The organism is Pseudoxanthomonas sp. G3, from assembly GCF_057654715.1.
This window is the reverse complement of the sequence record NZ_CM172805.1, coordinates 4,026,799-4,048,841: the sequence shown is the minus strand read 5'-3', so window position 1 is coordinate 4,048,841 and position 22,043 is coordinate 4,026,799. Positions and strand designations below refer to the sequence as shown.

The window sequence follows — 22,043 nt, the reverse complement described above, 5'->3', positions numbered from 1 at the left end:
CAGGTGGAACAACTCGCAAAAGGTATTGGGGTCGAGCACGCGGGCCCGCGACGCCGGAGCGGCAGCAGGGGGCGTCGTCGATGGGGTCGGCCAGACTACCACCGGGGCCCGGACCCGCCAACGATCCTGTGCATAAGATGTGGATGAAAGGACGAAAGGCGTCGGGGGGTGGATGTCCGCGACCCCATCCGACGACACGGCGGAAGGGGAGTTGACCGTAAGCCGGTGGTTCCTATAGAATTTCCGGTTCTTTCCACCCGAACACGCCCGAGGGCCCCATGGCCACCAAGCGCACCTACCAACCCAGCAACCTCAAGCGCAAGCGCGACCATGGCTTCCGCGCCCGTATGGCCACGGCCGATGGTCGCAAGATCCTGGCCCGTCGTCGTGCCAAGGGCCGCAAGCGCCTGACCGCCTGACGGCGGCTTGGCCGCATCGCGCGGCCAAGACACCCATGCGTTCCCTGCATCACCAGAAGCCCGCCCGGTCACGAGCGGGCTTCTTGCTGAGATGAGCAATGCCTTCCCGCGTTCGGCGCGGGTGCGCGCACGCGCCGACTATGCGCGCGTGTTCGACGCGGCGCGACGCACGTCCGACCCGTTGATGAGCCTGCACTGGTTGCCGGGCGACGGCCCTGCGCGTCTGGGCCTGGCAGTGTCGCGCAAGGTGGAAACCCGTGCCGTCATGCGCAACCGCATCAAGCGGCAGCTGCGCGAACATTTCCGTCGCCTGCGCCACCGCCTTCCCGGCGGTGACTATGTCGTGGTCGCGCGTGCGCCCGCCGCCAAGGCCGACGGCCTGCAGCTGCGGGCCACGTTCGAACGCGTCCTCGCGCGCGCCGGCGCATTGCCCGCATCGGCACCGGGCGGCACAATGCGGCCGGGCTTGAATTCGCCGCCACTGCCACCCACTCCTCCTTCTCCGACCAAACCGGTTACAGACGCCGGTTGAGACTGCCTGCCTGATGAACCAGACCCGTGTTTTCCTGATCTTCGCCTGGCTGATGGTGGCGACCCTGTTGTGGTTCGAATGGAGCCGGGAGAAGGCAGCACCCGCGGCGCCCGCGGTCGCAGCGCAGACCACGACGCCAGCGCCAGGCAGCACAGTGCCGGCGGCCACGGCTGCACCGGCAACGGCGGCGGGCACGGTTCCGGCCGCGCCGACCACCGCGCCTGCCGTCGCAGGTGTGGCACCCACGGTACGTTCCGCGGCCCGCGTCACCGTCAGCAACGACGTGCTGCGCCTGGTGCTGGATGGCGGCAGCGTGCTGCAGGCCGACCTGCTGCATTACCCCACCAGCAAGGCGCCGGGCAGCGGTCCGGTGCGGTTGTTCAGCGACGATCCGCAGCATTACTACGTGGCGGAAAGCGGCTGGGTCAGCAGCGGCGGCAAGGCGCCCGACCATCACGCGTTCGTGCCGGAGAACGGTACGGCCGACGCCGTACTGGCCCAGGGCAGCGACAGTGTCAGCGTACCGTTCGTGTGGCGGGGCGCGGATGGCGTCACCATCCGCCGCACTTACACGCTTAAGCGCGCCAGCTACGAAATCGAAGTCAGCGACCAGGTGATCAACGCCGGTGCCGGCACATGGCAGGGCACCATCTACCGCCAGCTGCTGCGCACGCCGCCGCAGGTCAAGAGCGGCATGACAAACCCGGATTCCTTCAGCTTCAACGGTGCCACGTGGTGGGACGGCGGCTACCAGCGCCGCAAGTTCAACGAGGACTATCTGGAAGACGGTCGCGTCGACAAGCAGGTCAAGGACGGCTGGATCGCGATCCTGCAGCACCACTTCTTCAGTGCGTGGATCCCGCAGTCCACCGACACCACCACCGTCTCGCTGGACACGCCCGCAGGCAACACGCAGGCGCTGATCCGTGAAATGGGCCCCGGCGTGAACGTCGGCCCCGGCCAGCAGGCCACCACGACCGCGCGTCTGTGGGTGGGCCCGAAGCTGGTCGACAAGATCAAGCAGACCAATGTCACCGGCTTGCACCGCGTGGTGGACTACAGCCAGTTCGCGATCTTCGACTTCATCGGCCAGGGTCTGTTCTTCATCCTCAACCTGCTGCACGGCTTCATCGGCAACTGGGGCTGGGCGATCATCGGCCTGGTGATCCTGGTGAAGCTGGCGCTGTATCCGCTCTCCGCGGCGCAGTACAAGAGCTTCGCCAAGATGCGCAAGTTCCAGCCGCGCATCCAGCAACTGAAAGAGCGTTACGGCGACGACAAGCAGAAGTTCCAGGTCGCCATGATGGAGCTGTACAAGAAGGAGAAGATCAACCCAATGGGCGGCTGCCTGCCGATCCTCGTGCAGATGCCCGTGTTCCTGGCGCTGTACTGGGTGCTGGTGGAGTCGGTCGAACTGCGCCAGGCACCGTGGTTCGCCTGGATCCAGGATCTCACCGCGCGCGATCCGTACTTCATCCTGCCGGTGCTCAACATGCTGGTGATGTGGCTCACGCAGAAGCTGACGCCGGCGCCGGGCATGGATCCGATGCAGCAGAAGATGATGCAGTTCATGCCGCTGGTGTTCGGCGTGATGATGGCCTTCTTCCCGTCGGGCCTGGTGCTGTACTGGGTAACCAACGGCGCGCTGGGCCTGCTGCAGCAGTGGTGGATGACCAAGCGGCACGGCGAAGCGGCCACGCCGCCGAAGACCGCCATCGCAAAGTGATCCGCGACGCGATGCCACCCACGAAGCCCGCCCTCCGGCGGGCTTCGTGTTTCCGCTACGCTAAACCTCCTCTACGGCGCGCGCTCCCATGACGGCAACCCAGGACACCATCGTCGCCATCGCCAGCGCTCCGGGTGCGGGCGGGGTCGGCATCGTGCGCCTGTCGGGCCCGGACGCGCGCCGCATCGCAGAAGTGATCTCGACGCGTGCGCTGCAGCCGCGTCGCGCCCATTACGTCCGTTTCGTCGAAGCGGATGGCGGCATCGTCGATGATGGCATCGCACTGTCGTTCCCTGCGCCGGCCAGCTTCACCGGCGAGGACGTCGTCGAACTGCAAGCCCACGGCAGCCCGGTCGTCCTCCAGCAGCTTGTCGCGCGCGCTTGCGCGCTGGGCGCGCGCGCGGCACGGCCGGGCGAGTTCTCCGAGCGCGCCTTCCTCAACGGCAAGTTGGATCTCGCCCAGGCGGAAGCCATCGCCGACCTGATCTCGGCCGCCGATACGCGCGCGGCGCGTGCGGCCCGTCGCTCGCTGGATGGTGCGTTCTCCCACCGCGTCGACGCGCTCGGTACGCAGCTGCTGGCACTGCGTGTGCATGTGGAAGCGGCCATCGATTTCGCCGATGAACCGCTAGAGACGCTCGGTGGCGAGCAGGTGCGCGCACGCCTGGCCGCCGCACGGGATGGATTGGACGCGCTAATCGTCGACGCCGAGCGCGGGCGCAAGCTGCGCGATGGCGTCCACGCGGTGATCGTGGGGCCGCCCAACGCGGGCAAGAGTTCGCTGCTCAATGCGCTGGCGGGCGCCGAGCGCGCCATCGTCACCGATGTCGCCGGCACCACGCGCGACACGCTGCGCGAAACGATCCGCCTGGACGGTCTGGAACTGCACCTGGTCGACACCGCGGGCCTGCGCGACGGCGGCGACGCGATCGAGCGCGAGGGCATGCGACGGGCACGCGCCGAACTGCAGCGCGCCGACGTGGCCCTGGCGGTGGTGGACGCGCGCGATCCGGTGGCCGGCCGGGCCGCCGTCGCCGATGACATCGCCGGCGTACCCGCAGTGCTGTGGATCCACAACAAGGTCGACCTGCTGGCCGATGTCCCGGGCGACGAGGCCGAGGTCGTCCATGTCTCGGCCGCGCGCGGCCTTGGTCTCGAAGCGCTGCATGTGCGCCTGCGCGCCCTGGCCACCGGTCATGCCGTCGAGGGCGCGGAAGGGGAATTCTCCGCACGCGCGCGCCATGTCGAGGCCCTGCAGCGGGCGGCGCGGCACGCCGGTGACGCCGGCACGCATCTTCATCATGAACATCTGGAGCTGGCCGCCGAGGAACTGCGCCTGGCACATGACGCCCTGGGCGAGATCACCGGCCGGATCAGCGCCGACGACCTGCTGGGCCATGTGTTCTCCACCTTCTGCATCGGCAAGTAGAGTCAGGCCCGGGCAGCACGGCAAAAGTGTGACGTGCATCAAGTGTGGCCGGCGACGCGCCGACGTACCCTGAGCGTCGGGTAGGGGTACCCGAACAGGCATCGCACCGCGCCCCACGGGGCCTCGGGCCGGATAAGGTGTCCGGACAGCGGTCCGCGCCACTCGATCCACCCTGAGGCCGGGCCACGGCCTTGGGGTATCGCCATCATTAGAAACGTTCTTTGGGGGAGTAGAAACGATGTCCTTGATCCGCATGACCGGGCGCCTGCGCTATGCCGCGCCGCTGTTGCTGGTCGTCGCCGTGGCCGCCTGCTCGAAGCAGGACGACGCCGCCACACCGGCCTCGACCACCGCCGCCACCCCCGCGCCCGCACCGCCGCCGCCGGCGGTGTCGGCCGAAGTCCAGGCGATGGACGCCGATACCCTGCGCGAGGCGGCCACCAAGGCGCTGCGCGAGAACCGCATTTACGCGCCGGGTGGCGACAACGCGATGGAGTATTACCTCGCGCTGCGCGACAAGTTGCCGAACGATCCAGGCGTCGCCAGCGCCCTGACCGACCTGCTGCCTTACACGGTCATCGCCGCCGAACAGAGCATCGCGCGCGAAGAGTTCCCTGAGGCGCAGCGCCTGGCCGCCATCATCGAGAAGGCCGATCCCAAGCAACCGGCACTGCCGCGCCTGCAGCAGAGCATCACCACGGCGCAACAGGCCGTCGCCCAGCGCGAGGTCACGGACGAAGCGGCCAAGACCAAGGCCGAGGAAGACGCGCGCCTGAAGGAACAACAGCGCCTGGCCCAGCAGGCCGAGCAGCAGCGGGCGACCGAAGCCGCCGCCGCCCAGCAGCTCGCCCAGCAGCAGGAGGCCGCACGCGCCGAGGCCGCACGCCAGGAATCCGAGCGCCAAGCAGCCGCCCAGCGCGAAGCCGCCGAGCGTCAGGCCGCGGCTGCACGCGCCGCCGCACCCGCCGCCGCACCCTCCCAGGCCCTGCGCGCGGTCAGCACGCCGGCCCCGCGCTATCCGCCGGAAGCGCTTCGTTCCGGCACGCAGGGCGAAGTGCTGGTCGAGATCACCGTGGGCACCGATGGCTCGGTCACCAATGCCCGCGTGGTGCGCGCCACACCGGCGCGTGTATTCGATCGCGAGGCGCTCAATGCGGTGCGCCGCTGGCGCTTCGAACCGGTCGATGCACCGGTCACTACGCGTCGCACGATCGGCTTCAATCCGGGTAGCTGATACGTCTCGTCCGGCGGAACCGCCAGAACGCCGGCCTCGCGCCGGCGTTCTGTTTCCCGAACCTGGAAAACGAAACGGCCACCGCAAGGTGGCCGTTTCGCTTGTTGCGCGATGCCCTATCCGGCGATCGCGAGCTTCTCCTGGTGGTAACGCCGAACGGCCGCGAACCACAGCAAGGCCGCTACACCAAACGCCGCACCCACGTAGACAAGCCATGTCTCTGGACTGATGTACTCGTTGCGGATCACTTTCAGCAGCAGCTGGTTCTGCGCCAGGAACGGCACGGCGAACTGCCACAGCTGGCTCTTCAGCGGGTTCGCCATCAGCGCGAACGTCGGGATCATCGGCAGCAGCATCAGCCACGTCATGTGGCTCTGGGCTTCCTTCATGCTCTTGGCCGAAGCGGCCAAGTAGGTGAGCAGCGAGGTGCCGATGAACAGCATCGGCACCAAGATCAGCAGCATCTTGCCGATCGCCAGGAATGACACGTTCAACTGACGTCCCAGCGTACCGGCGAACTGCGCGCTGAACTTGAAAGCCAGCAGGGTAAGCAACAGGGTGGCCAGGCCGATCACGCACGCCGCCGCGATCTTGCCGCTTACGACTGCACTGCGCGGCGCGGGCGTCGCCAACAACGGCTCCAGCGACTGGCGCTCGCGTTCGCCGGCCGTCGCGTCAAGGATCAGATACGCGCCGCCGATGAAGGACGTCAGGATCAGCAAGTAGGGCAGCAGGACCGACAGCAGCATGCCCTGCTTCGCCTCCGGCGTGGCCATGTCCTGCAGGCCGATGTTGACCGGGCGCGCGACCGAAGCATCCACGCCGCGCGCGAGCAGACGCAAGGCGCCCACCTGCTGGCTGTAGGCATTCAGCGCGGCCTGCAGGCGTTGCGTCGGGATGTCCGCGTCGCGACGCGTGCTGTCGCGGATGATCTCGACCAGGGCTGGACGACCGTTGCGCCAATCGTCGGCGTAGTCCGGACTGATGCGCAGCGCCGCGTCGATCTCCTGCGAGCGGATCGCGGCATCCAGGTTCGCCGGCGCCGCTTTCGCGGTGATGCCGTTGGTGGCGAGGAACTTCACCAGGTTCGGTGCGTGCTCGGCGCCGACCATCGGGATCTCCAGCGTCTTGTCGACCTGGGTACGGATGCGGTTCTCGGTCAGGTAGCCCATGCCCAGCATCAGCGCCGGGTACAACAGAGGGCCGAGGAAAAGTGCCAGCGCCAGCGTGCGACGGTCGCGGGAAAGGTCGCGCAATTCCTTGCGCATCACGGTGAACACCGTACGGAACATGTTCATGCCACCAGGCCCTCCTCCGAACCGATCACTTTGACGAACGCATCCTCCAGGTTGTCCTCGCCTGCCTGCTCGCGCAGCTCGTCAGCGGTGCCGGCGGCGACCACCGTGCCTTTGGCGATGATGACGATGCGGTCGCAGAGCGCGGCCACCTCCTGCATGATGTGGCTGGAGAAGATCACGCAGCGGCCCTCTTCACGCAGCTGGCGCAGGAACCCGCGCATCGCGCGCGTGGTCATCACGTCCAGGCCGTTGGTGGGTTCGTCGAGGATGACGTTGCGTGGGTCGTGCACCAGTGCCCGCGCGATCGCGGTCTTGGTGCGCTGGCCCTGGCTGAAGCCCTCTGTCTGGCGGTCGAGGATGTCGCCCATGTCCAGCGCATCGGACAGCGCCTGCGTACGCGCGGCGATCTGCGCCGACGACAGGCCGTGCAGTTCGCCGAAATAGGCGATGTTCTCGCGCGCGGTCAGACGCTTGTACACGCCCCGCGCATCCGGCAGCACGCCCAGCGCGCGACGCACCGCGACCGGATCCTGCGTGGCGTCGATGCCGTCCACGGTCACCTGGCCGCGGTCGGGCGCCATCAGTGTGTAGAGCATGCGCATGGTGGTGGTCTTGCCGGCGCCATTCGGGCCGAGCAAGCCAGTGATCTGGCCGTCGCGGGCGGTGAAGCTGACACCGTCCACGGCGGTCACCGTGCCGGTTTTCGTCTTGAAGGTCTTGTGCAGGTCGTTGGCGATGATCATGAGGTCATGTCCATGAAGTAGGTCGGGCGCGCAGTGCGCGGCTCACGGCTCCCAGCCGTTGAAGCTGGTGAACGGCGGTACGTAGTCCAGGCTGTCCAGGCACTTCGCATCCAGGCCCTTGGCATCGGCGGTCTCGAGGAAACGGCCCAGCAGCTTGGGCATGCAACCGACGGCGAACGTGCCATGGCCCTGGCCTTTCAGTACCAGGTGGCGACCGTTGGACAGCGTGCGCAGTACCTGCTCGCCGTAACGCGGCGGCGTTACCGGGTCCAGTTCGCCGGAGGTGACCAGGGTCGGGATGTCCGACGTCCACGGGGTGTGGAAGTCGGCCGGCCGCGTGCCGGTCGGCCACGCGCCGCATTGCGCCTTCAGGGTGTCGCCGAGCGCGCTACCGAGCACGGTGTCGCTGTCGGCGGGGTCGTTCTTCAGCATGTCCGCATCTTCGGCGCAGATCACCGACAGCTGCATGCCGTGCATGAACTGGTCGCCGACCTGCGTCTCCAGCAGCTTGGCCAGCGACATCAGCGAGCCGTAGCGCCCCTGCTGGGCTTCGTTCAACACGAGCGGCAGCAACGCCGCGCCCTGCGGGTAGTAGGAGTACATGCGGGTGATGCCGGCGACCGTCCCGGCGGTCACTTCGCCGGTGACCAGTTCGCCGGTGGAGGGGTCGCGGTACTCGGTCTTCACCGGCGCCGTCGCCAGCCCGGTCATTAGCGCGCGCAGCTGCCCACGCAGGTCGTCGCCGAAGCGGCCTTTGCAGGTCGCGTTCGCCTGGCAGCGCTGGAACTGCAACGCCAGCGCGGCATCCAGATTGCGGGCGTGCTCGCTGCCGAGCACGAGTTCGTTCGGCACCACGCCGTCGATGACCACGCTGCGCGTGCTGTCCGGGTGGTGCATGGCGTACTGCTGGGCCACGCGCGTGCCGTAGGAGCCGCCGACCAGGTTGATCTTCGCCGCGCCCAGGGCCTTGCGCACGCTATCCAGGTCGCGCACCGCGTCGGTGGTCGTGTAGAAGCGCGGGTCGGCCTTCAGCGAAGCGGCGCATGCACGGGCGAATTCGATCGCGGAGCCTTCGCTCATGTCTTCGGCATCGCCGTAGGCGTTGCGGCCTTCGTCGTCCTTGCAGGACAGCGGGTTCGACTTGCCGGTGCCGCGCTGGTCCACCAGCACGATGTGGCGCGACTTGCGCACCTCGCGGAAAGCGCCGTCGATGGCCGGCCACACCTGCACCGCCGACTGGCCGGGGCCGCCGGCGAGGAAGAACACCGGGTCCTCCGTGGCGGCGCCCTCGTTGGTGGCCGGCAGCCAGGCGATGTTGAGCGCGACCTTGCGACCCTCCGGCTTGGCCGGATCTTCGGCCACCTCATACGTCGTGCATTGCGCTTCGACGTTGGTGGTCAGGTAGGGCGCGGTCAGCGTGCAGGGCGTGAAAGACAGCGCACCGTAATGGCGGACGGCCTGCTGGCCGGGCGTGGAAGCCGCGCCGTTGCAGCCGGCGAGCAGCAGGACGCCCAAGGCCGGCGCGAGGGTTCGACGAAACTGGAATTCCATGGTTCTGTCCCGTTGTAGGCTGGTTCCAGCATGCCATGACGGAGCAGAGCGACGGATGTGACCGACGGCCGATGCGCGCGGCCTTACTTGCTACTGACGTACTTCTCGCGGCGGATCTGCGGGATCGGCAGGCCGTGTTCCTTCAGTGCTTCGAAGCAGGCATCCACCATGTTGGGGTTGCCGCACAGGTAGGCGATGTCGCGCGCGGCATCCGGCGCGAACTGGGGCAGGAACTGCTGCACATAGCCGTGGCGCACGTCGGGGTGCGGATCGGCGGGCAACTCGCGGGAGAAGCAGGGCACGAAGCGGAAGCCCGGGTGCGCATCGGCGAAGGCGCGGAACTCGTCGCCGTAAAGCAGTTCGGCGGGCGTACGGGCGCCCTGCAGCAGCACGACCTCCACGTCGCGGTCGCTCATCAGCGTTTCCAGCTGCGGCAGCATCGAACGATAGGGCGTGACGCCGGTGCCGGTGGCGATCAGCAGGTAGCGGCGGTTCCGGTCGCCGGGCATCAGGCAGAAGCGGCCGAACGGGCCGCTGGCGTCCACATGGCCTCCCTCGGGGAGGCCTTCGAACAGTGCGGTGGCGGCGCCGCCGGGCACGTAGCTGACCGCGATCTCCACGGCCTCGCCCGGGCCCATCGCATGGTCGTGGATCGTGGCCAGCGAATAGCTGCGCTTGGTCGCGGTGCCGTCGGCGTAGGTGAAATGGACCTGGATGAACTGGCCGGGGACGAAATCCAGCGGCTGCCCGTCGTCGCGGACGAAGCTGTAGTGGCCCACGCTGGGCGCCAGCATGCGGCGTCCGACGAGCTTCAGGGGAAAGGTGGCGATCGCCAAGGCGGCTGGAACACTGTGTGGCCCGGGTCGGCCCCGGCGGGACGCCTATAATAAGCGCTCGCCCTCCCACCGCGTCCCCGCGGCGCACCGTAAGGCTCTCCATGGCGTCTCCTCCTGCGGCATCGGCCGCTGCTCCCGCGCTGGCCATCACCGACCTGCGCAAGGTCTACGACAACGGCGTGCAGGCCCTGAAGGGCGTGTCGCTGCAGGTCGAACCTGGCGATTTCTTCGCCCTGCTCGGCCCGAATGGCGCCGGCAAGTCCACGCTCATCGGCATCGTCAGCTCGCTGGTCAACAAGAGCAGCGGCCAGGTCGGGGTGTTCGGCGTGGACATCGACCGGGACCGCGACGGCGCGATGCGCCTGCTGGGCCTGGTGCCTCAGGAAATCAACTTCAACATGTTCGAGAAGCCACTGGACATCTGCGTGAACTACGCGGGCTTCTACGGCATTCCGCGCGCCGAGGCGCTGGTGCGGGCCGAAGAGGAGCTCAAGCGCGCGCAGCTCTGGGAAAAGGCCAACGTCATGAGCCGCACGCTGTCCGGCGGCATGAAGCGCCGGCTGATGATCGCCCGCGCCATGATGACCCGGCCCAAGCTGCTGATCCTGGACGAACCCACCGCTGGCGTGGACATCGAGATCCGCCGCGGCATGTGGAAAACGCTCAAGGACATCAACGCCGCCGGCACCACGATCATCCTGACCACGCACTACCTGGAAGAGGCCGAAAGCCTCTGCCGCAACCTCGCCATCATCGACCACGGCGTGATCGTCGAGCAGGGCCCGATGCGCGCGCTGCTGGCCAAGCTGGACGTAGAAGGCTTCCTGTTCGACATCGACGGCGAACTGCCGGCCCAGCTGCCGGTGATCGAAGGCACCACCCTGGTCGCCACCGATGCGCACACGTTGGACCTGGACATGCCGCGCGCGATGGACCTCAACCGTGTCTTCACCGCCCTGGGCGATGCCGGCATCCGCGTGCGTTCGATGCGCACCAAGAGCAACCGGCTGGAGGAGCTGTTCGTTCGCCTGACCGGCGACGAAGCCGCTGCCAAACGGGAGCAAGCCGCATGAGCGCCACCGACATGTCGTCCTCGGCCGCCAGCACGCCGTTCCGCAAGAACCTGGTGGCGCTGGGCACCATCGTCCGCCGTGAAGTCGCCCGCATCCTGCGCATCTGGGGCCAAACTCTGGTGCCGCCGGCGATCACCATGACGCTGTACTTCCTGATCTTCGGTGGCCTGATCGGCAGCCGCATCGGCGACATGGGCGGCTACACCTACATGGAGTTCATCGTGCCCGGCCTGGTGATGATGAGCATCATCCAGAACAGCTACGGCAACATCTCGTCCTCGTTCTTCGGCGCCAAGTTCGGTCGCCATGTGGAGGAACTGCTGGTCAGCCCGATGCCGAACTGGGTCATCCTGCTCGGCTACGTGGCCGGCGCCGTGCTGCGCGGGCTGATGGTGGGCGCCATCGTGCTGGTGATCGCGATGTTCTTCACGAAGGTGCGGGTCCCGCATCCGCTGGTCACCCTCACCACGGTGCTGCTGGGCGCGACGATCTTCTCGCTGGCCGGCTTCGTCAATGCCGCCTACGCGAAGAAGTTCGACGACATCGCCATCGTCCCGACCTTCATCCTCACCCCGCTGACCTACCTGGGCGGCGTGTTCTATTCGGTGACGCTGCTGCCGCCGTGGGCCGAGGCGCTGACCCACGCCAACCCGATCTTCTACATGGTCAACGCGTTCCGCTACGGCCTGCTCGGCACCAGCGACGTGCCGCTGTGGATCGCCTATGCGCTGATGCTCGCCTTCGTCGTGGGCTTGGCTGCGCTCGGCTTGTGGCTGTTGAAGAAGGGCGTGGGGCTGCGCAGCTGATGCGCCTGCTCGTGCTCGGCGCCGGCGGCACCGGCGGTTACTTCGGCGGACGCCTTGCACAGGCCGGCATCGACGTCAGCTTCCTGGTGCGTTCCGCGCGCGCGACGCTGCTGCGCGAGCGTGGCCTGCGCCTCCGCAGCCCGCTGGGCGACGCAGACCTTCCTGTGCAGGTGATCACGGCCGATGCGCTGGCCGGCGCCGCGCCGTTCAACCTGGTTCTGCTGAGCTGCAAGGCCTACGACCTGGACAGTGCGATGGAGGCCATCGCACCGGCGGTCGCTGCAGGTGCCCGCGTGCTGCCGCTGCTCAACGGCCTGCGGCATTACGAAGCGCTGGATGCGCGCTTCGGCTTCGCGAACGTGCTGGGTGGGCTGTGCTTCATCAGCGCCACCTTGGGCCCCGAGGGCGAGATCCTGCACCTGGGCAAGCCGGCATCGATGACGTTCGGCGAACGCGCCGGCCAGCCGTCGGACGGGCGGCTGCAGGCGCTCGCCGTCGCCTGCGCCCAGGCCGGCATCGATCACCTGCATGCAACGGATATCGCGCAGGCGCAGTGGGTGAAGTACAGCTTCCTCACCGCGCTCGCCGCCGGCACCTGCCTGATGCGCGCGCCGATCGGCACGATCGTGGCCGGTGAGGCCGGCACCGCGTTCATGGCGGCGCTGCATGACGAATGCCTGGCGGTTGCGGCCGCGTCGGGCCAACCCGTGCCTGCCGCAGCGCGGGCGTCCGCGCGCGACACGCTGACCACCGCCGATTCGCCGATGAAGGCCTCGATGCTGCGCGACCTGGAAGCGGGTCAGCGTGTGGAAGCTGCGCACATCGTCGGCGACATGGTCCACCGTGCCTCCGCGCACGGCCTCGCCACGCCCCACCTGCAGGCAGCCTGGGTGCACCTGCAGGGCTATGAGGCGCAACGCGCCGCCTGAGCGCACTTCACGCCGCCCTGACGGCGCCTGCCTCCATGCTGCGCCACCTTCCACGTAGCGCGGCCATGAAGCACCTGCAGACCCTTTTCCTCGCCGGCCATCTCGTTATCGTGGCGCTGTTCTTCTGCAGCGCGCTCGCCCTGGTCGTGCTGGCGGGCAGCGAACTGTGGCATGGCGTGATTCGCGCGGGCACTGATGCCGGCTTGCGCATCCGTTTCGACAGCATCCTGGAAGCCATCGGCATGCTGACCATCGGGCTGGTCGCGCTGGAGCTGGCGCAAACAGTGTTCGAAGAGGAAGTACAGCGCGACGTGAAGGTCAGCGGCCCCACCCGCGTGCGCCGCTACCTGTCGCGCTTCCTGGTCGTCATCGTGATCGCGCTGTCGATCGAGACCTTGGTCGCCACGTTCGAACTGATGCACGAGGATCCGACCAAGCTGCCGTACGTGGCCGCGATCGGGGGCTCGGCGGCGATGCTGCTGCTGGCCTGGGGCGGCTTCGTGCGACTGAACCGCAGTGCCGAGGAACTGGAGCCGGAGGCGATGGCGCAGGCGAAGTCGGAAGACCGCAAGGTCGACTGAGGCCGGCGCCTCAGCCCGGCGTCGGCAAGCGGAAGAATGCGCGCGCCGTGGCGGTCGTCGCCGCCGCGGTGACGTCGACGTCCTCGCCGCGGTCGCGCGCGAGTTCGGCGACGATGTGGGCCAGGTACATCGGTTCGTTGCGGCGGTGCGAGGGCTGGGGCTTCACCGTGCGCGGCAGCAGGTAGGGCGCGTCGGTCTCGATCATCAGCCGATTCGCGGGAATGTTCTTCACCAGCTCGCGCAGGTGCAGGCCGCGGCGTTCGTCGCACAGCCAGCCGGTGATGCCGATGTGCCAATCCTGGTCCAGGCAGTCGAAAAGCTCCTTCTTCGTGCCGGTGAAGCAGTGCACCACGGCTGGGCCGAGCTTGCCGTCGAAGTTCTTCATCATCGCCACGAAGTCGTCGTGGGCGTCGCGCTGATGCAGGAACAACGGCTTGCCGGTGTCTACGGCGATCTGCAACTGCCGCTCGAACGCCTTGCGCTGCGCGGGACGGGGTGAAAAGTCGCGGAAGTAATCCAGCCCGCACTCGCCCACGGCCACGACCTCCGGATGCGCATGCAGCGCGCGCATCTCGGCATCGCACTCGTCGGTGTACTCGGTGGCGTGGTGCGGATGCACGCCGGCGGTGGCGAACAGTTCGCCCGGATGCGCCTGCGCCAGGCGCAGCGCCGTCGGCGAATGCTCGCGGCTGGCACCGGTGACCACCTGCTGCACCACGCCGGCTTCGCGCGCGCGCTGGAGCACCGCGTTGCGGTCGTGGTCGAAGCTTTCGTGGGTGAGATTGGCGCCGATATCGATGAGTTCCATGCCGGTATTTTAAGCCCGCGCGGGCGTCGGTTGGCCCCACGATGTCAGGCGTGGGAGCGACGTGAGTCGCGAAAGATCGCCGGTAACGCCCATCGCGACTGACGTCGCTCCCACAATGATTTTCATGAATTGATCCGCGTTGGCCTTATCCTTCGCACCGCATGCCGTCCCCCACGTTCCCGATCACGCCGCTGCTGCCGGATATCGCCCGCAGCCTGTCCGAGCATCCGCGCCTGGTGCTGGAGGCCCCGCCGGGCGCCGGCAAGACCACGCAGGTGCCGCTGGCGCTGCTCGATGCGCCATGGCTGTCCGGCAGGAAGATCGTGATGCTCGAGCCGCGCCGCGTGGCCGCGCGCGCCGCGGCCGGCTTCATGGCGAAGCAACACGGCGACGCCGTCGGCGAGACGGTCGGCTACCGCATCCGCTTCGAGAACAAAGTCGGCCCGCGCACCCGGATCGAAGTGGTCACCGAGGGCATCCTGACCCGGATGATCCAGGACGACCCGATGCTGGAGCGCGTCGGCGCGATCCTGTTCGACGAATTCCACGAGCGCCATCTGGCCGGCGATCTCGGTCTGGCGCTGGCGCTGGACATCCAGGCGCAGCTGCGCGAGGACCTGCGCATCGTCGTGATGTCCGCCACGCTCGACGGTGACAAGTTGGCGCGGTTCCTCGATGCGCCGCGGTTGAGCAGCGAAGGGCGAAGTTTCCCGGTCCAGGTCGCGCATTTTCCGGCGCGCCGCGACGAATCGCTCGAGGTGCAGGTCCGCCGCGCGGTGGAGCATGCGCTGCAATCGCACCCTGGCGATGTGCTGGTGTTCCTGCCGGGCCAGCGCGAGATTGCGCGCGTCGAGGCGATGCTGGCGGGCGCGCTGCCACCGGACATCGCCGTGCTGGCGCTGCACGGCGAGCTGCCGGTGGAGAAGCAGTCCGAAGCCCTGCAGCCCGATCCGCAAGGCCGGCGCCGCGTCGTCCTGGCCACCAACGTCGCCGAATCGTCGGTGACGCTGCCCGGCGTGCGCGTGGTGATCGACAGCGGACAAGCGCGCGAGCCTTCCTACGACCCGAACAGCGGTTTCTCGCGCCTGGAAGTGACGACCATCTCGCAGGCGTCCGCCGACCAGCGCGCCGGTCGCGCCGGTCGCGTGGCCGAGGGATGGGCGTACCGCCTGTGGCCGCAATCGCAGCGGTTGGATCCGCAGCGTCGTCCGGAGATCTCGTTGGTCGAACTCGGCGCGCTGGCGCTGGAACTCGCCGCCTGGGGCAGCGACGACCTGCGCTTCGTCGATGCGCCGCCGTCGGGCGCGATGCATGCCGCACGCGATCTGCTGCGCCGGCTGGGCGCGCTCACCGCATCGCATGCGATCACGCCGCTGGGCAAGCGCATGCTCGCGCTAGGCACGCATCCGCGGCTGGCGGCGATGCTGCTGTCGGCGGCCGAGGGCGAAGACCGTGCGTTGGCCTGCGATCTCGCGGCGCTGGTGGAAGCGCGGGATCCGCTGCGCATGGGCGGCGATGCGCTGGCCGCGCGCTGGCGGGCGCTGGCGGCCTTCCGCAGCGGGCGCGCGCCGCAGGAGGCGAACCGTTCCGGCCTGGCCGCCATCGAGGCCGCCGCGAAGCACTGGCGTCGCCGCGTGCGCGAGGGGTCATCAGCCCCGTCCTTGGTGGAAGCGCATCGCCTGGGCGACGTACTGATGCACGCCTTCCCCGACCGCATCGGCTTCCAGCATCCGCAAGACGCACGCCGTTACCTGCTGGCGAACGGACGCAGCGCGCGCCTGTTCGACGACAGCGCGTTGATCGGCGAGCCGTGGATCGTGGTCAGCGAGTTGCGCCATGAGGCGCGCGACGCGCTCGTGCAGCGGGCGGCACCGCTGGACGAGCAGCGGCTGCGGCGCGACTTCGCCGATCGTTTCGTCACCGAAGATACCGTGCGCTGGGATGCGGCCCGCCGCGCGCTGTCGGCGCAGCGCGAGTCGCGTTTCGACCAGATCGTCTTCGATGCGCGCCCGGCCGGCCGCGTCGATCCCGCGCTCGCCGCCGCCGCGCTGACCGCCGCGGTGCGCGAGTTGGGCCTCGACGCGTTGCCGTGGTCCGAATCGCTGCAGCAATGGCGCGAGCGCGTGCGCTGCCTGCGCGACTGGATGCCGGACCTCGGCCTGCCGGATCTGTCCGACGATGCGCTGATGGCCACGCTCGACCACTGGCTCATGCCCGCGTTCGCTGGCAAGACGCGGTTGGATGCGTTGGGCGAGGACGAGCTGGCGAACGCCCTCAAGTCGGGCCTCGACTGGTCGCTGCGCCAGCGCATCGATCAGCTCGCGCCCACGCGGATCACGGTGCCCTCGGGCATGGAGCGCCGTATCGACTACGCCTACGGCCAACCGCCAGTGCTGGCGGTAAAGCTGCAGGAGTTGTTCGGCCTGGCCGACACCCCGCGCGTGGCCGATGGTCGCGTACCGGTGCTGCTTCACCTGCTGTCGCCCGGCGGCAAACCGCTGCAGGTGACCTCCGACTTGCGCAACTTCTGGAACTCGACCTACGCCGAGGTGAAGAAGGAGATGAAGGGGCGGTATCCGAGGCATCCGTGGCCTGACGATCCGTGGAGCGCCCAAGCGACGCATCGAGCGAAACCTCGCGGTACCTAGCGAGTCGATATCGTCTGCCGCGGCGGCGGCGCAGGCGCTACGAGGGCGAGAAGTTCCACTCGGCGCGGCCCGACGATCCGTGGAGCGCCCAAGCGACGCATCGAGCGAAACCTCGCGGTACCTAGCGAGTCGATATCGTCTGCCGCGGCGGCGGCGCAGGCGCTACGAGGGCGAGAAGTTCCCCTCGGCGCGGCCCGACGATCGCTGGAGCGCCCAGGCGACGCATCGGGCGAAGCCGCGCGGCGCGTAGCGTGCGCCGCGCGCACGACCGCACGAAGCCGCATCACCGGCGCGCGCACAGCGCATGCCACGTTCAGCCAGCGGCCAGCGCCAGGCGATGGAACTAACACCGCGTAAACATCGCCGGCCGGACACTGGCGTCCTCCCCACCCCCTCTCAGGGAAGGCCTCCATGAGCAAGCTGACCACCATCACCGACCGCGCACTCGAACTGGCCAGCCAGGCCGGCACCAGCCTCAAGCATGCGGTGCCGAGCGCCGACAAATTGCTGCAGACGGGCGCCGCACTGGGCGTCGCGAAGACCGGCGGCAAGCTGGCGGTGAGTTTCGTGCGCCGCAACCCGGCGGTCGCCGTGGCCACCGGCATCGGCGTCGGCCTGCTGGCGCTGGTCGCCTACCGGAAGCGCAAGCGGGATCAGGCGAACGGTGCGATCGAAGGCAAGTCGCGTCGCGTGGAAGCCCGCAAGGTCAGCAGCAATGGATCGTCGGCGCGCAAGACCGGCACGCCACGCCGTCCGCGCAGCACCGCGTCCCGCTCCACGGAAAGCTGATCGATCCGGTGACTAGAGCGCCCGCCATCCACCGGGCGCCAGCCCTTCGAGCTGCACGTCGCCCATGGCGGCGCGCACCAGGCGCAGCGTCGGCAGACCGACCGCCGCGGTCATGCGCCGCACCTGCCGGTTGCGGCCTTCGGTAATCGTGATCGCGAGCCACGCATCCGGCACCGTCTTGCGAAAGCGCACCGGCGGGTCGCGTTCCCACAGCGCCGGGGCAGGGTCGAGCCGTGCGACCTGCGCCGGCCGGGTCGGACCATCGTTCAACACCACGCCGTCGCGCAGCGCCTCGAGTTGCGCGTCCGTCGGCGCGCCTTCCACCTGCACCCAGTAGGTCTTCGGCTGCTTGTGGCGCGGATCCGTCAGCCGGTTCGCCAACGTGCCGTCGTCGGTGAGCAGCAGCAGGCCTTCGCTGTCGTAGTCGAGCCGCCCGGCCGCATAGACGCGCGGCGGCAGGCCAAATTCCGCCAACGTCCGCCGCGGCGGGTCGCTGCGATCGGTGAACTGGCAGAGCACATTGAAGGGCTTGTTGAACGCGATCAGCACGCGTGGCCATCCGGCAGTCGACGACGACGCGCATTGCAGCGTCAATGCGGTGCCGCGTCCAGCATTCAGTCTGCCGGTGGATCCGGTGGCGGCGGGCTCTCGACCGGCACCGCCGCACGGGATCTTCCGCGTGCCATGGCCTCGAAGACCCCGTCGCGGCGCACCCACGCATGGTGGAGCGCTGCCGCGACGTGCAGCAGGATCAGCGCGAACAGGGCGTAGCCCAACACGCCATGCGCCTGTCGCAGGGCGCTGTACAGGGCGGGATCGTGCGGCAGGATCGGCGGCAGCCAGAAGGTGGAGGTCATGCGGACCGGATATCCGCCGGCCGACAGCATCGCCCAACCGAGCAGCGGCATGGCCAGCATGGCGGCGTACAACGCGATGTGCGATCCCTTGGCCGCCAGTGCCTGTGCGCGGGAAAGGGAGGCCGGCAGCGGCGGTGGCGGATGGCGCCAGCGGTGCAGCAGGCGGATCACGGCCAGCACCAGCACGGCGATGCCCAGCGGCCGGTGCAGGTCGATCAGGACCGGCCGCAGCGACAACGAGGCGACCATGCCCACGCCGACGAACAACATCGCCAGGATCAGCACCGCCATGCCCCAGTGCAGCGCGCGCGCAAACGGATCGAAGTGGTCGTGGCGGTTCATGGCGTCACCTCCTTGCCCTCGGAGTCCGCAGGCAGCGCGATGTCGCCACGTGCGGTCTCGCGCTCGCGCCGGTTGAACGACACGCTGTAGGCCGCCGCCCGCGCCGCCAGGATGGGATCGTCGGACAGTGCCACGCCGTCGGGCACCACGGTGGGGTCGTAGTTCACGTCCCGGCAGGCGCCGGTCGCCTGCGGCTCGGCACGCTCCAGCACCAGGGTCCCGGCGACGTGCCGGGGACGCGTGGCGGGCCACGGCTGCGAGGGGTCATCGACCGGATCGCCGGCCGCGGCTTCCGTGACCACCAGGTCCCAGCGCAAGGTACCGCGGGCCAGCCGGTCCTGAAGTTCGCGTTGCAGGTAGTCCGCGTCGGCCTGCTGGCGCGTCGTGTCGGCCAGCGGTTCGAAGGCAGCTTGCGGCCGCATCGACCACCGCACGAACCGCGAACGGCCCTGCGCATCGATGAAACGGAACGCGTTCACGCCGTTGTACTCCGTATTCGCCCAACTGCTCGACCACGGTGCGGACTTCGCCCAGGCCTGGAAGCGCGCGGCTTCAGGGTACCGCGCGAGGAAGGCCGCCATCTTCGCCGGATCCGGCTTGCCGGTGGCCGGGTCCGGGCGCGACGCCAGCATCTGCGCACGGAAGCCCGCCGGCGTGGCGACGGCGAAGAACGGAAAGCTGTTCATCGCCATCCGCCATTCCTGCCCGTCGTCCGTCCGCAGCGACAAGGCGAGGCTGCGGACGCGCGCCTGCGCTTCGGCGCCGAACGGATCGCCGCCGCCGATCGACAGGCGCCCCTGCACCGGCGTGCGCGGCTGCTGGAATAGCCGCGCGCGCGACAGCGTGGCCGCCCCGGTGCCCGGCTCGAAATAGCCGGCCACGCAGACGCCCCGGCTGTGCGCGCGCCGGAACCCGGGGAACGGCTTGCCGTTCTCGATCTCGTCCACCAGCCGCGGCGCGGTGAGCCGCCCGGGCGGCCCGATCCATCCGGCGACCCAGGCGAAGGCCAGCGTCAGGGCCACCACCAGGCTCGCGATGGCGGCCAGGGCGCGCCAGGGACGAGGGGGCGTTAGCGGCGGCGAAGGATCCTCGGGGAGGGGCGGCATGATGGGTTCCTGCGTTGTGCGATGCCAGTGGGACGTCTGGGGGGCGGATTTATTCCCGGTCGGGCCGCAGAGGATCACGAACGGGAATAATCCGGACCGTGGAGCGTCTTACCCGTACTCCCGCCATGACCGGTCCATGCCTGCCCGATCGCCCCCTCTCGATGACGACCTCCTGCACGCGCTGATCCCGCGCCTGCGCCGGTTCGCGCGCTCGCTGGCATCCGATGCCGCGGCGGCGGACGATCTGGTCCAGGCCACGCTGGAGCGCGCGCTGACGCGCAGCGCCGAAATGCGCGACCCGGCGGCGCTGCAGGCCTGGCTGTTCTCCGTGCTGTACCGCGCCTTCCTCGACGAACATCGGCGTGCCGCACGCTGGAAGCGCCTCGCGCGGCTGTTCTCGGCCGACGGCGATGCGTCGCCGCCCACGCCCGACCAGGTGTTCGACGCGCGGACCTCCTTGGCCGGCTTCGCCTGCCTGACGCCCGAGCAGCGCGCGCTGCTGATGCTGGTGAGCGTGGAAGGGCTGGCCTACCGCGAGGCGGCCGAGACGCTCGGCATTCCGGTGGGCACGGTGATGTCGCGCCTGTCGCGTGCGCGGCAGGCGCTGCGCGCACTGCAGGAAGAAACGCCATCCGCGCCCGCGCTGAAGGCCCTGCGATGACCATCGACACCTTACACGACACCCCGTCGGACGACGCGTTGCATGCCTACGTGGACGGGCGCCTCGACCCTGCGCGGCGCGCGGCCGTCGCCGCCTGGCTGGAGGCCCATCCCGCGCGTGCGGCCGAGGTGGAAGGCTGGAAGCGCGATGCCGAACGCCTGCGCGTGTCGGCCGCGCATCCCGAGCACTGGACGCCGAATCCCTCGCTGGCGCCCGCCCACCTACGGCGGGGCCTGCGGGCCCGACGCCGACGTCGCCTGGGCATGGCCGCCTCCTGGCTGTTCGCGTTCGTCATCGGGGGCGGCGCGGGCTGGCAGATGCGCGACCTGCATTCGGCGCCATCGACATTGCCCATGGCGGATGCCGTGGCCGCGTACCGCCAGTTCGCCGACGCGGATGCGCCCCCGATGGAATTCGATACGGCCCGCGCGGACGACCTGCAGCGCTGGCTGTCGCGTCACTTCGGCGAGGCCGGGCGGGTGCCCGATCTCAGCCCGGCCGGTTATCGGCTGATGGGGGGGCGCCTGCTCTCCACCGAGCAGGGCGCCGCCGCCATGCTGGTTTACCAGGACGGGTCGGGCGCGCGCGTGGGCTTCTACGTGCGACCGCGGGGTCGCCTGGCCGGTGAAGGACAACGCCGCGATGGCGACCTGCTGGCGCACTACTGGACGGATCGCGGCACCAGCTTCGCCCTGGTCAGCGAGGCGGCGGATGTCGCCGCGCGCGCGCTGCCGCGGCTGCTGGAGAACGGTTGATCGACGGTGCGGCCCGGGCGGGCCGCACCTGTCACCGCTCAACGCGGCTTCACGAACCGCAGCGTCATGCGGTCGCTTTCGCCGATGGCCTGGTACTTGGCGCGGTCCGCTTCCGGGTGGTTGTTGGACGGCGGCAGCGTCCACACGCCGTTCGGATGGTCCTTGGTGTCCTTCGGGTTGGCGTTGATCTCGCTCTTCGCGGCCAGGCGGAAACCCGCGGCTTCGGCCAGCGCGATCACCTGCGCCTCGCTGACGTAGCCGGAGTCGTCGTTCGCGGCCACGTCGTGGTTCGCGCGATGTTCGACCACGCCCAGTACACCGCCGGGCTTCAGCACGGCGAAGAAGCCCTTGAACATGCCTTCGGCCTGGTTGGCGCTACGCCAGTTGTGCACGTTGCGGAACGTCAGCACGACATCCGCCGACCCGGCGGCGCCGAACACCGGCGCGGCCGGGTCGTACTTCACCAGAACCGCCTTGTCGAACTGCGCGGGACCGTCGGCGAACTTCTTCTGCAGACCGTCGACGCCGCGCTGGTAGTAATTGCGGCTCTTCTCGGCGACCGTGGCCGGATCGACGACGGCGGCGAAGTAGCGACCGCTCGCCTTCAGGTAAGGCGCGAGCACTTCGGAATACCAGCCGCCACCGGGCGTGATCTCCACGACGGTCTGCGACGGCGTCACGCCGAAGAAGGCGAGGGTCTCCTTCGGATGGCGGTAGACGTCGCGCGCGCTGTTCTTGGGATCGCGCCAATCGCCCTTCAGGGCGGCATCCAGCGCCGCGGCGTCGGCGGCGGAAATCGCCGGCGTGGTCTCCGTGGCCGAGGCCGGGGACGCGGCGAAGAGCGGTTGCGATGCGGCGAGTGCGGCCACGAGCGCCAGGGACAGCGGAATACGGGTCGTCATGCGTCAGCCCTCCAGAAA

At 69.0% G+C, this 22,043-nt stretch carries 22 protein-coding genes; 13 read left to right on the top strand and 9 right to left on the bottom strand.

What is annotated here, in order from left to right; all coding sequences use genetic code 11:
* Positions 1-278: 278 nt before the first annotated feature.
* From rpmH to AC23D6_RS19305, 5 genes are all read left to right on the top strand, one after another.
* Positions 279-419: a 50S ribosomal protein L34 gene (gene rpmH / locus AC23D6_RS19325; protein ID WP_027083663.1), complete on the top strand. Its 141-nt coding sequence runs from the start codon at positions 279-281 to the stop codon at positions 417-419.
* Positions 420-510: 91 nt separating this feature from the next.
* Entirely contained in the window at positions 511-951 is a 441-nt protein-coding gene (rnpA, locus tag AC23D6_RS19320; RefSeq protein WP_487750817.1) for a ribonuclease P protein component, read from the top strand.
* A 13-nt stretch (positions 952-964) separates the two neighbouring features.
* Positions 965-2,677, top strand: a complete 1,713-nt coding sequence (yidC, locus tag AC23D6_RS19315) for a membrane protein insertase YidC (RefSeq protein ID WP_487750816.1) — start codon at positions 965-967, stop codon at positions 2,675-2,677.
* 88 nt (positions 2,678-2,765) lie between these two features.
* On the top strand, positions 2,766-4,106 hold the full coding sequence (mnmE, locus tag AC23D6_RS19310; RefSeq protein ID WP_487750815.1) for a tRNA uridine-5-carboxymethylaminomethyl(34) synthesis GTPase MnmE: 1,341 nt from the start codon (positions 2,766-2,768) through the stop codon (positions 4,104-4,106).
* A 238-nt stretch (positions 4,107-4,344) separates the two neighbouring features.
* Complete coding sequence (locus AC23D6_RS19305; RefSeq protein WP_487750814.1) at positions 4,345-5,340, top strand: energy transducer TonB; 996 nt, start codon at positions 4,345-4,347, stop codon at positions 5,338-5,340.
* A 116-nt stretch (positions 5,341-5,456) separates the two neighbouring features.
* On the opposite strand, the gene AC23D6_RS19300 is transcribed toward AC23D6_RS19305, so the two are convergent.
* The 4 genes from AC23D6_RS19300 to AC23D6_RS19285 form a co-directional block, all read right to left on the bottom strand.
* Entirely contained in the window at positions 5,457-6,638 is a 1,182-nt protein-coding gene (locus AC23D6_RS19300; protein ID WP_487750813.1) for an ABC transporter permease, read from the bottom strand.
* Positions 6,635-7,381 carry an ABC transporter ATP-binding protein gene (locus AC23D6_RS19295; RefSeq protein WP_487750812.1) on the bottom strand — a complete coding sequence of 249 codons (747 nt, stop codon included), beginning with the start codon at positions 7,379-7,381 and terminating at the stop codon, positions 6,635-6,637. The genes AC23D6_RS19300 and AC23D6_RS19295 overlap by 4 nt, the downstream gene beginning before the upstream one ends.
* Positions 7,382-7,423: 42 nt before the next feature.
* Entirely contained in the window at positions 7,424-8,932 is a 1,509-nt protein-coding gene (locus tag AC23D6_RS19290) for an alpha/beta hydrolase (RefSeq protein WP_487750811.1), read from the bottom strand.
* Between the two features lie 83 nt (positions 8,933-9,015).
* Positions 9,016-9,726 (bottom strand): ferredoxin--NADP reductase, encoded by a 711-nt coding sequence (locus AC23D6_RS19285; protein ID WP_487750810.1) that lies wholly within the window; start codon positions 9,724-9,726, stop codon positions 9,016-9,018.
* A gap of 143 nt (positions 9,727-9,869) precedes the next feature.
* Here AC23D6_RS19285 and AC23D6_RS19280 point away from each other — a divergent pair, with 143 nt between their 5' ends.
* The 4 genes from AC23D6_RS19280 (at position 9,870) to AC23D6_RS19265 (ending at position 13,157) form a co-directional block, all read left to right on the top strand.
* Positions 9,870-10,841: an ABC transporter ATP-binding protein gene (locus tag AC23D6_RS19280; protein WP_487750809.1), complete on the top strand. Its 972-nt coding sequence runs from the start codon at positions 9,870-9,872 to the stop codon at positions 10,839-10,841.
* The gene (locus tag AC23D6_RS19275; protein WP_487750808.1) at positions 10,838-11,647 is read left to right on the top strand and encodes an ABC transporter permease; all 810 of its coding nucleotides are present in this window, start codon (positions 10,838-10,840) and stop codon (positions 11,645-11,647) included. The genes AC23D6_RS19280 and AC23D6_RS19275 overlap by 4 nt, the downstream gene beginning before the upstream one ends.
* Positions 11,647-12,576: a 2-dehydropantoate 2-reductase gene (gene panE, locus AC23D6_RS19270; protein ID WP_487750807.1), complete on the top strand. Its 930-nt coding sequence runs from the start codon at positions 11,647-11,649 to the stop codon at positions 12,574-12,576. Before AC23D6_RS19275 ends, panE begins: the two co-directional genes overlap by 1 nt.
* Before the next feature lie 65 nt (positions 12,577-12,641).
* Positions 12,642-13,157, top strand: coding sequence for a hypothetical protein (locus tag AC23D6_RS19265; protein ID WP_487750806.1), 516 nt, complete (start codon positions 12,642-12,644; stop codon positions 13,155-13,157).
* 10 nt (positions 13,158-13,167) lie between these two features.
* On the opposite strand, the gene AC23D6_RS19260 is transcribed toward AC23D6_RS19265, so the two are convergent.
* Positions 13,168-13,965: a TatD family hydrolase gene (locus tag AC23D6_RS19260; protein ID WP_487750805.1), complete on the bottom strand. Its 798-nt coding sequence runs from the start codon at positions 13,963-13,965 to the stop codon at positions 13,168-13,170.
* 161 nt (positions 13,966-14,126) lie between these two features.
* Between AC23D6_RS19260 and hrpB the strand changes: the two genes are divergently transcribed.
* On the top strand, positions 14,127-16,613 hold the full coding sequence (gene hrpB, locus AC23D6_RS19255; protein ID WP_487750804.1) for an ATP-dependent helicase HrpB: 2,487 nt from the start codon (positions 14,127-14,129) through the stop codon (positions 16,611-16,613).
* Positions 16,614-17,024: 411 nt separating this feature from the next.
* Entirely contained in the window at positions 17,025-17,402 is a 378-nt protein-coding gene (locus AC23D6_RS19250) for a hypothetical protein (protein ID WP_487750803.1), read from the top strand.
* Positions 17,403-17,414: 12 nt separating this feature from the next.
* On the opposite strand, the gene AC23D6_RS19245 is transcribed toward AC23D6_RS19250, so the two are convergent.
* From AC23D6_RS19245 to AC23D6_RS19235, 3 genes are all read right to left on the bottom strand, one after another.
* Positions 17,415-17,951, bottom strand: coding sequence for a pseudouridine synthase (locus AC23D6_RS19245; RefSeq protein ID WP_487750802.1), 537 nt, complete (start codon positions 17,949-17,951; stop codon positions 17,415-17,417).
* 65 nt (positions 17,952-18,016) lie between these two features.
* On the bottom strand, positions 18,017-18,601 hold the full coding sequence (locus AC23D6_RS19240; RefSeq protein ID WP_487750801.1) for a cytochrome b: 585 nt from the start codon (positions 18,599-18,601) through the stop codon (positions 18,017-18,019).
* Positions 18,598-19,707, bottom strand: a complete 1,110-nt coding sequence (locus AC23D6_RS19235; protein ID WP_487750800.1) for a catalase family peroxidase — start codon at positions 19,705-19,707, stop codon at positions 18,598-18,600. The genes AC23D6_RS19240 and AC23D6_RS19235 overlap by 4 nt, the downstream gene beginning before the upstream one ends.
* A gap of 136 nt (positions 19,708-19,843) precedes the next feature.
* Here AC23D6_RS19235 and AC23D6_RS19230 point away from each other — a divergent pair, with 136 nt between their 5' ends.
* Both AC23D6_RS19230 and AC23D6_RS19225 read left to right on the top strand, forming a co-directional pair.
* A complete protein-coding gene (locus tag AC23D6_RS19230; protein ID WP_487750799.1) occupies positions 19,844-20,368 on the top strand; it encodes a sigma-70 family RNA polymerase sigma factor in 525 nt (174 codons plus the stop codon).
* The gene (locus tag AC23D6_RS19225) at positions 20,365-21,123 is read left to right on the top strand and encodes an anti-sigma factor family protein (protein WP_487750798.1); all 759 of its coding nucleotides are present in this window, start codon (positions 20,365-20,367) and stop codon (positions 21,121-21,123) included. The genes AC23D6_RS19230 and AC23D6_RS19225 overlap by 4 nt, the downstream gene beginning before the upstream one ends.
* Before the next feature lie 38 nt (positions 21,124-21,161).
* On the opposite strand, the gene AC23D6_RS19220 is transcribed toward AC23D6_RS19225, so the two are convergent.
* The gene (locus AC23D6_RS19220; RefSeq protein ID WP_487750797.1) at positions 21,162-22,025 is read right to left on the bottom strand and encodes a class I SAM-dependent methyltransferase; all 864 of its coding nucleotides are present in this window, start codon (positions 22,023-22,025) and stop codon (positions 21,162-21,164) included.
* Positions 22,026-22,043 lie beyond the last annotated feature (18 nt).

Excerpts from the sequence above, each read along its gene's own strand:
- AC23D6_RS19290 (WP_487750811.1), bottom strand. The coding sequence starts at position 8,932 with ATGGAATTCCAGTTTCGTCGAACCCTCGCGCCGGCCTTGGGCGTCCTG.
- AC23D6_RS19300 (WP_487750813.1), bottom strand. The coding sequence starts at position 6,638 with ATGAACATGTTCCGTACGGTGTTCACCGTGATGCGCAAGGAATTGCGC.
- AC23D6_RS19235 (WP_487750800.1), bottom strand. The coding sequence starts at position 19,707 with ATGCCGCCCCTCCCCGAGGATCCTTCGCCGCCGCTAACGCCCCCTCGT.
- AC23D6_RS19265 (WP_487750806.1), top strand. The coding sequence starts at position 12,642 with ATGAAGCACCTGCAGACCCTTTTCCTCGCCGGCCATCTCGTTATCGTG.
- AC23D6_RS19220 (WP_487750797.1), bottom strand. The coding sequence starts at position 22,025 with ATGACGACCCGTATTCCGCTGTCCCTGGCGCTCGTGGCCGCACTCGCC.
- AC23D6_RS19295 (WP_487750812.1), bottom strand. The coding sequence starts at position 7,381 with ATGATCATCGCCAACGACCTGCACAAGACCTTCAAGACGAAAACCGGC.
- AC23D6_RS19305 (WP_487750814.1), top strand. The coding sequence starts at position 4,345 with ATGTCCTTGATCCGCATGACCGGGCGCCTGCGCTATGCCGCGCCGCTG.
- AC23D6_RS19285 (WP_487750810.1), bottom strand. The coding sequence starts at position 9,726 with ATGCTGGCGCCCAGCGTGGGCCACTACAGCTTCGTCCGCGACGACGGG.
- mnmE (WP_487750815.1), top strand. The coding sequence starts at position 2,766 with ATGACGGCAACCCAGGACACCATCGTCGCCATCGCCAGCGCTCCGGGT.
- AC23D6_RS19275 (WP_487750808.1), top strand. The coding sequence starts at position 10,838 with ATGAGCGCCACCGACATGTCGTCCTCGGCCGCCAGCACGCCGTTCCGC.
- AC23D6_RS19230 (WP_487750799.1), top strand. The coding sequence starts at position 19,844 with ATGCCTGCCCGATCGCCCCCTCTCGATGACGACCTCCTGCACGCGCTG.
- AC23D6_RS19250 (WP_487750803.1), top strand. The coding sequence starts at position 17,025 with ATGAGCAAGCTGACCACCATCACCGACCGCGCACTCGAACTGGCCAGC.
- rpmH (WP_027083663.1), top strand. The coding sequence starts at position 279 with ATGGCCACCAAGCGCACCTACCAACCCAGCAACCTCAAGCGCAAGCGC.
- yidC (WP_487750816.1), top strand. The coding sequence starts at position 965 with ATGAACCAGACCCGTGTTTTCCTGATCTTCGCCTGGCTGATGGTGGCG.
- AC23D6_RS19260 (WP_487750805.1), bottom strand. The coding sequence starts at position 13,965 with ATGGAACTCATCGATATCGGCGCCAATCTCACCCACGAAAGCTTCGAC.
- AC23D6_RS19280 (WP_487750809.1), top strand. The coding sequence starts at position 9,870 with ATGGCGTCTCCTCCTGCGGCATCGGCCGCTGCTCCCGCGCTGGCCATC.
- rnpA (WP_487750817.1), top strand. The coding sequence starts at position 511 with ATGAGCAATGCCTTCCCGCGTTCGGCGCGGGTGCGCGCACGCGCCGAC.
- panE (WP_487750807.1), top strand. The coding sequence starts at position 11,647 with ATGCGCCTGCTCGTGCTCGGCGCCGGCGGCACCGGCGGTTACTTCGGC.
- AC23D6_RS19240 (WP_487750801.1), bottom strand. The coding sequence starts at position 18,601 with ATGAACCGCCACGACCACTTCGATCCGTTTGCGCGCGCGCTGCACTGG.
- AC23D6_RS19225 (WP_487750798.1), top strand. The coding sequence starts at position 20,365 with ATGACCATCGACACCTTACACGACACCCCGTCGGACGACGCGTTGCAT.
- hrpB (WP_487750804.1), top strand. The coding sequence starts at position 14,127 with ATGCCGTCCCCCACGTTCCCGATCACGCCGCTGCTGCCGGATATCGCC.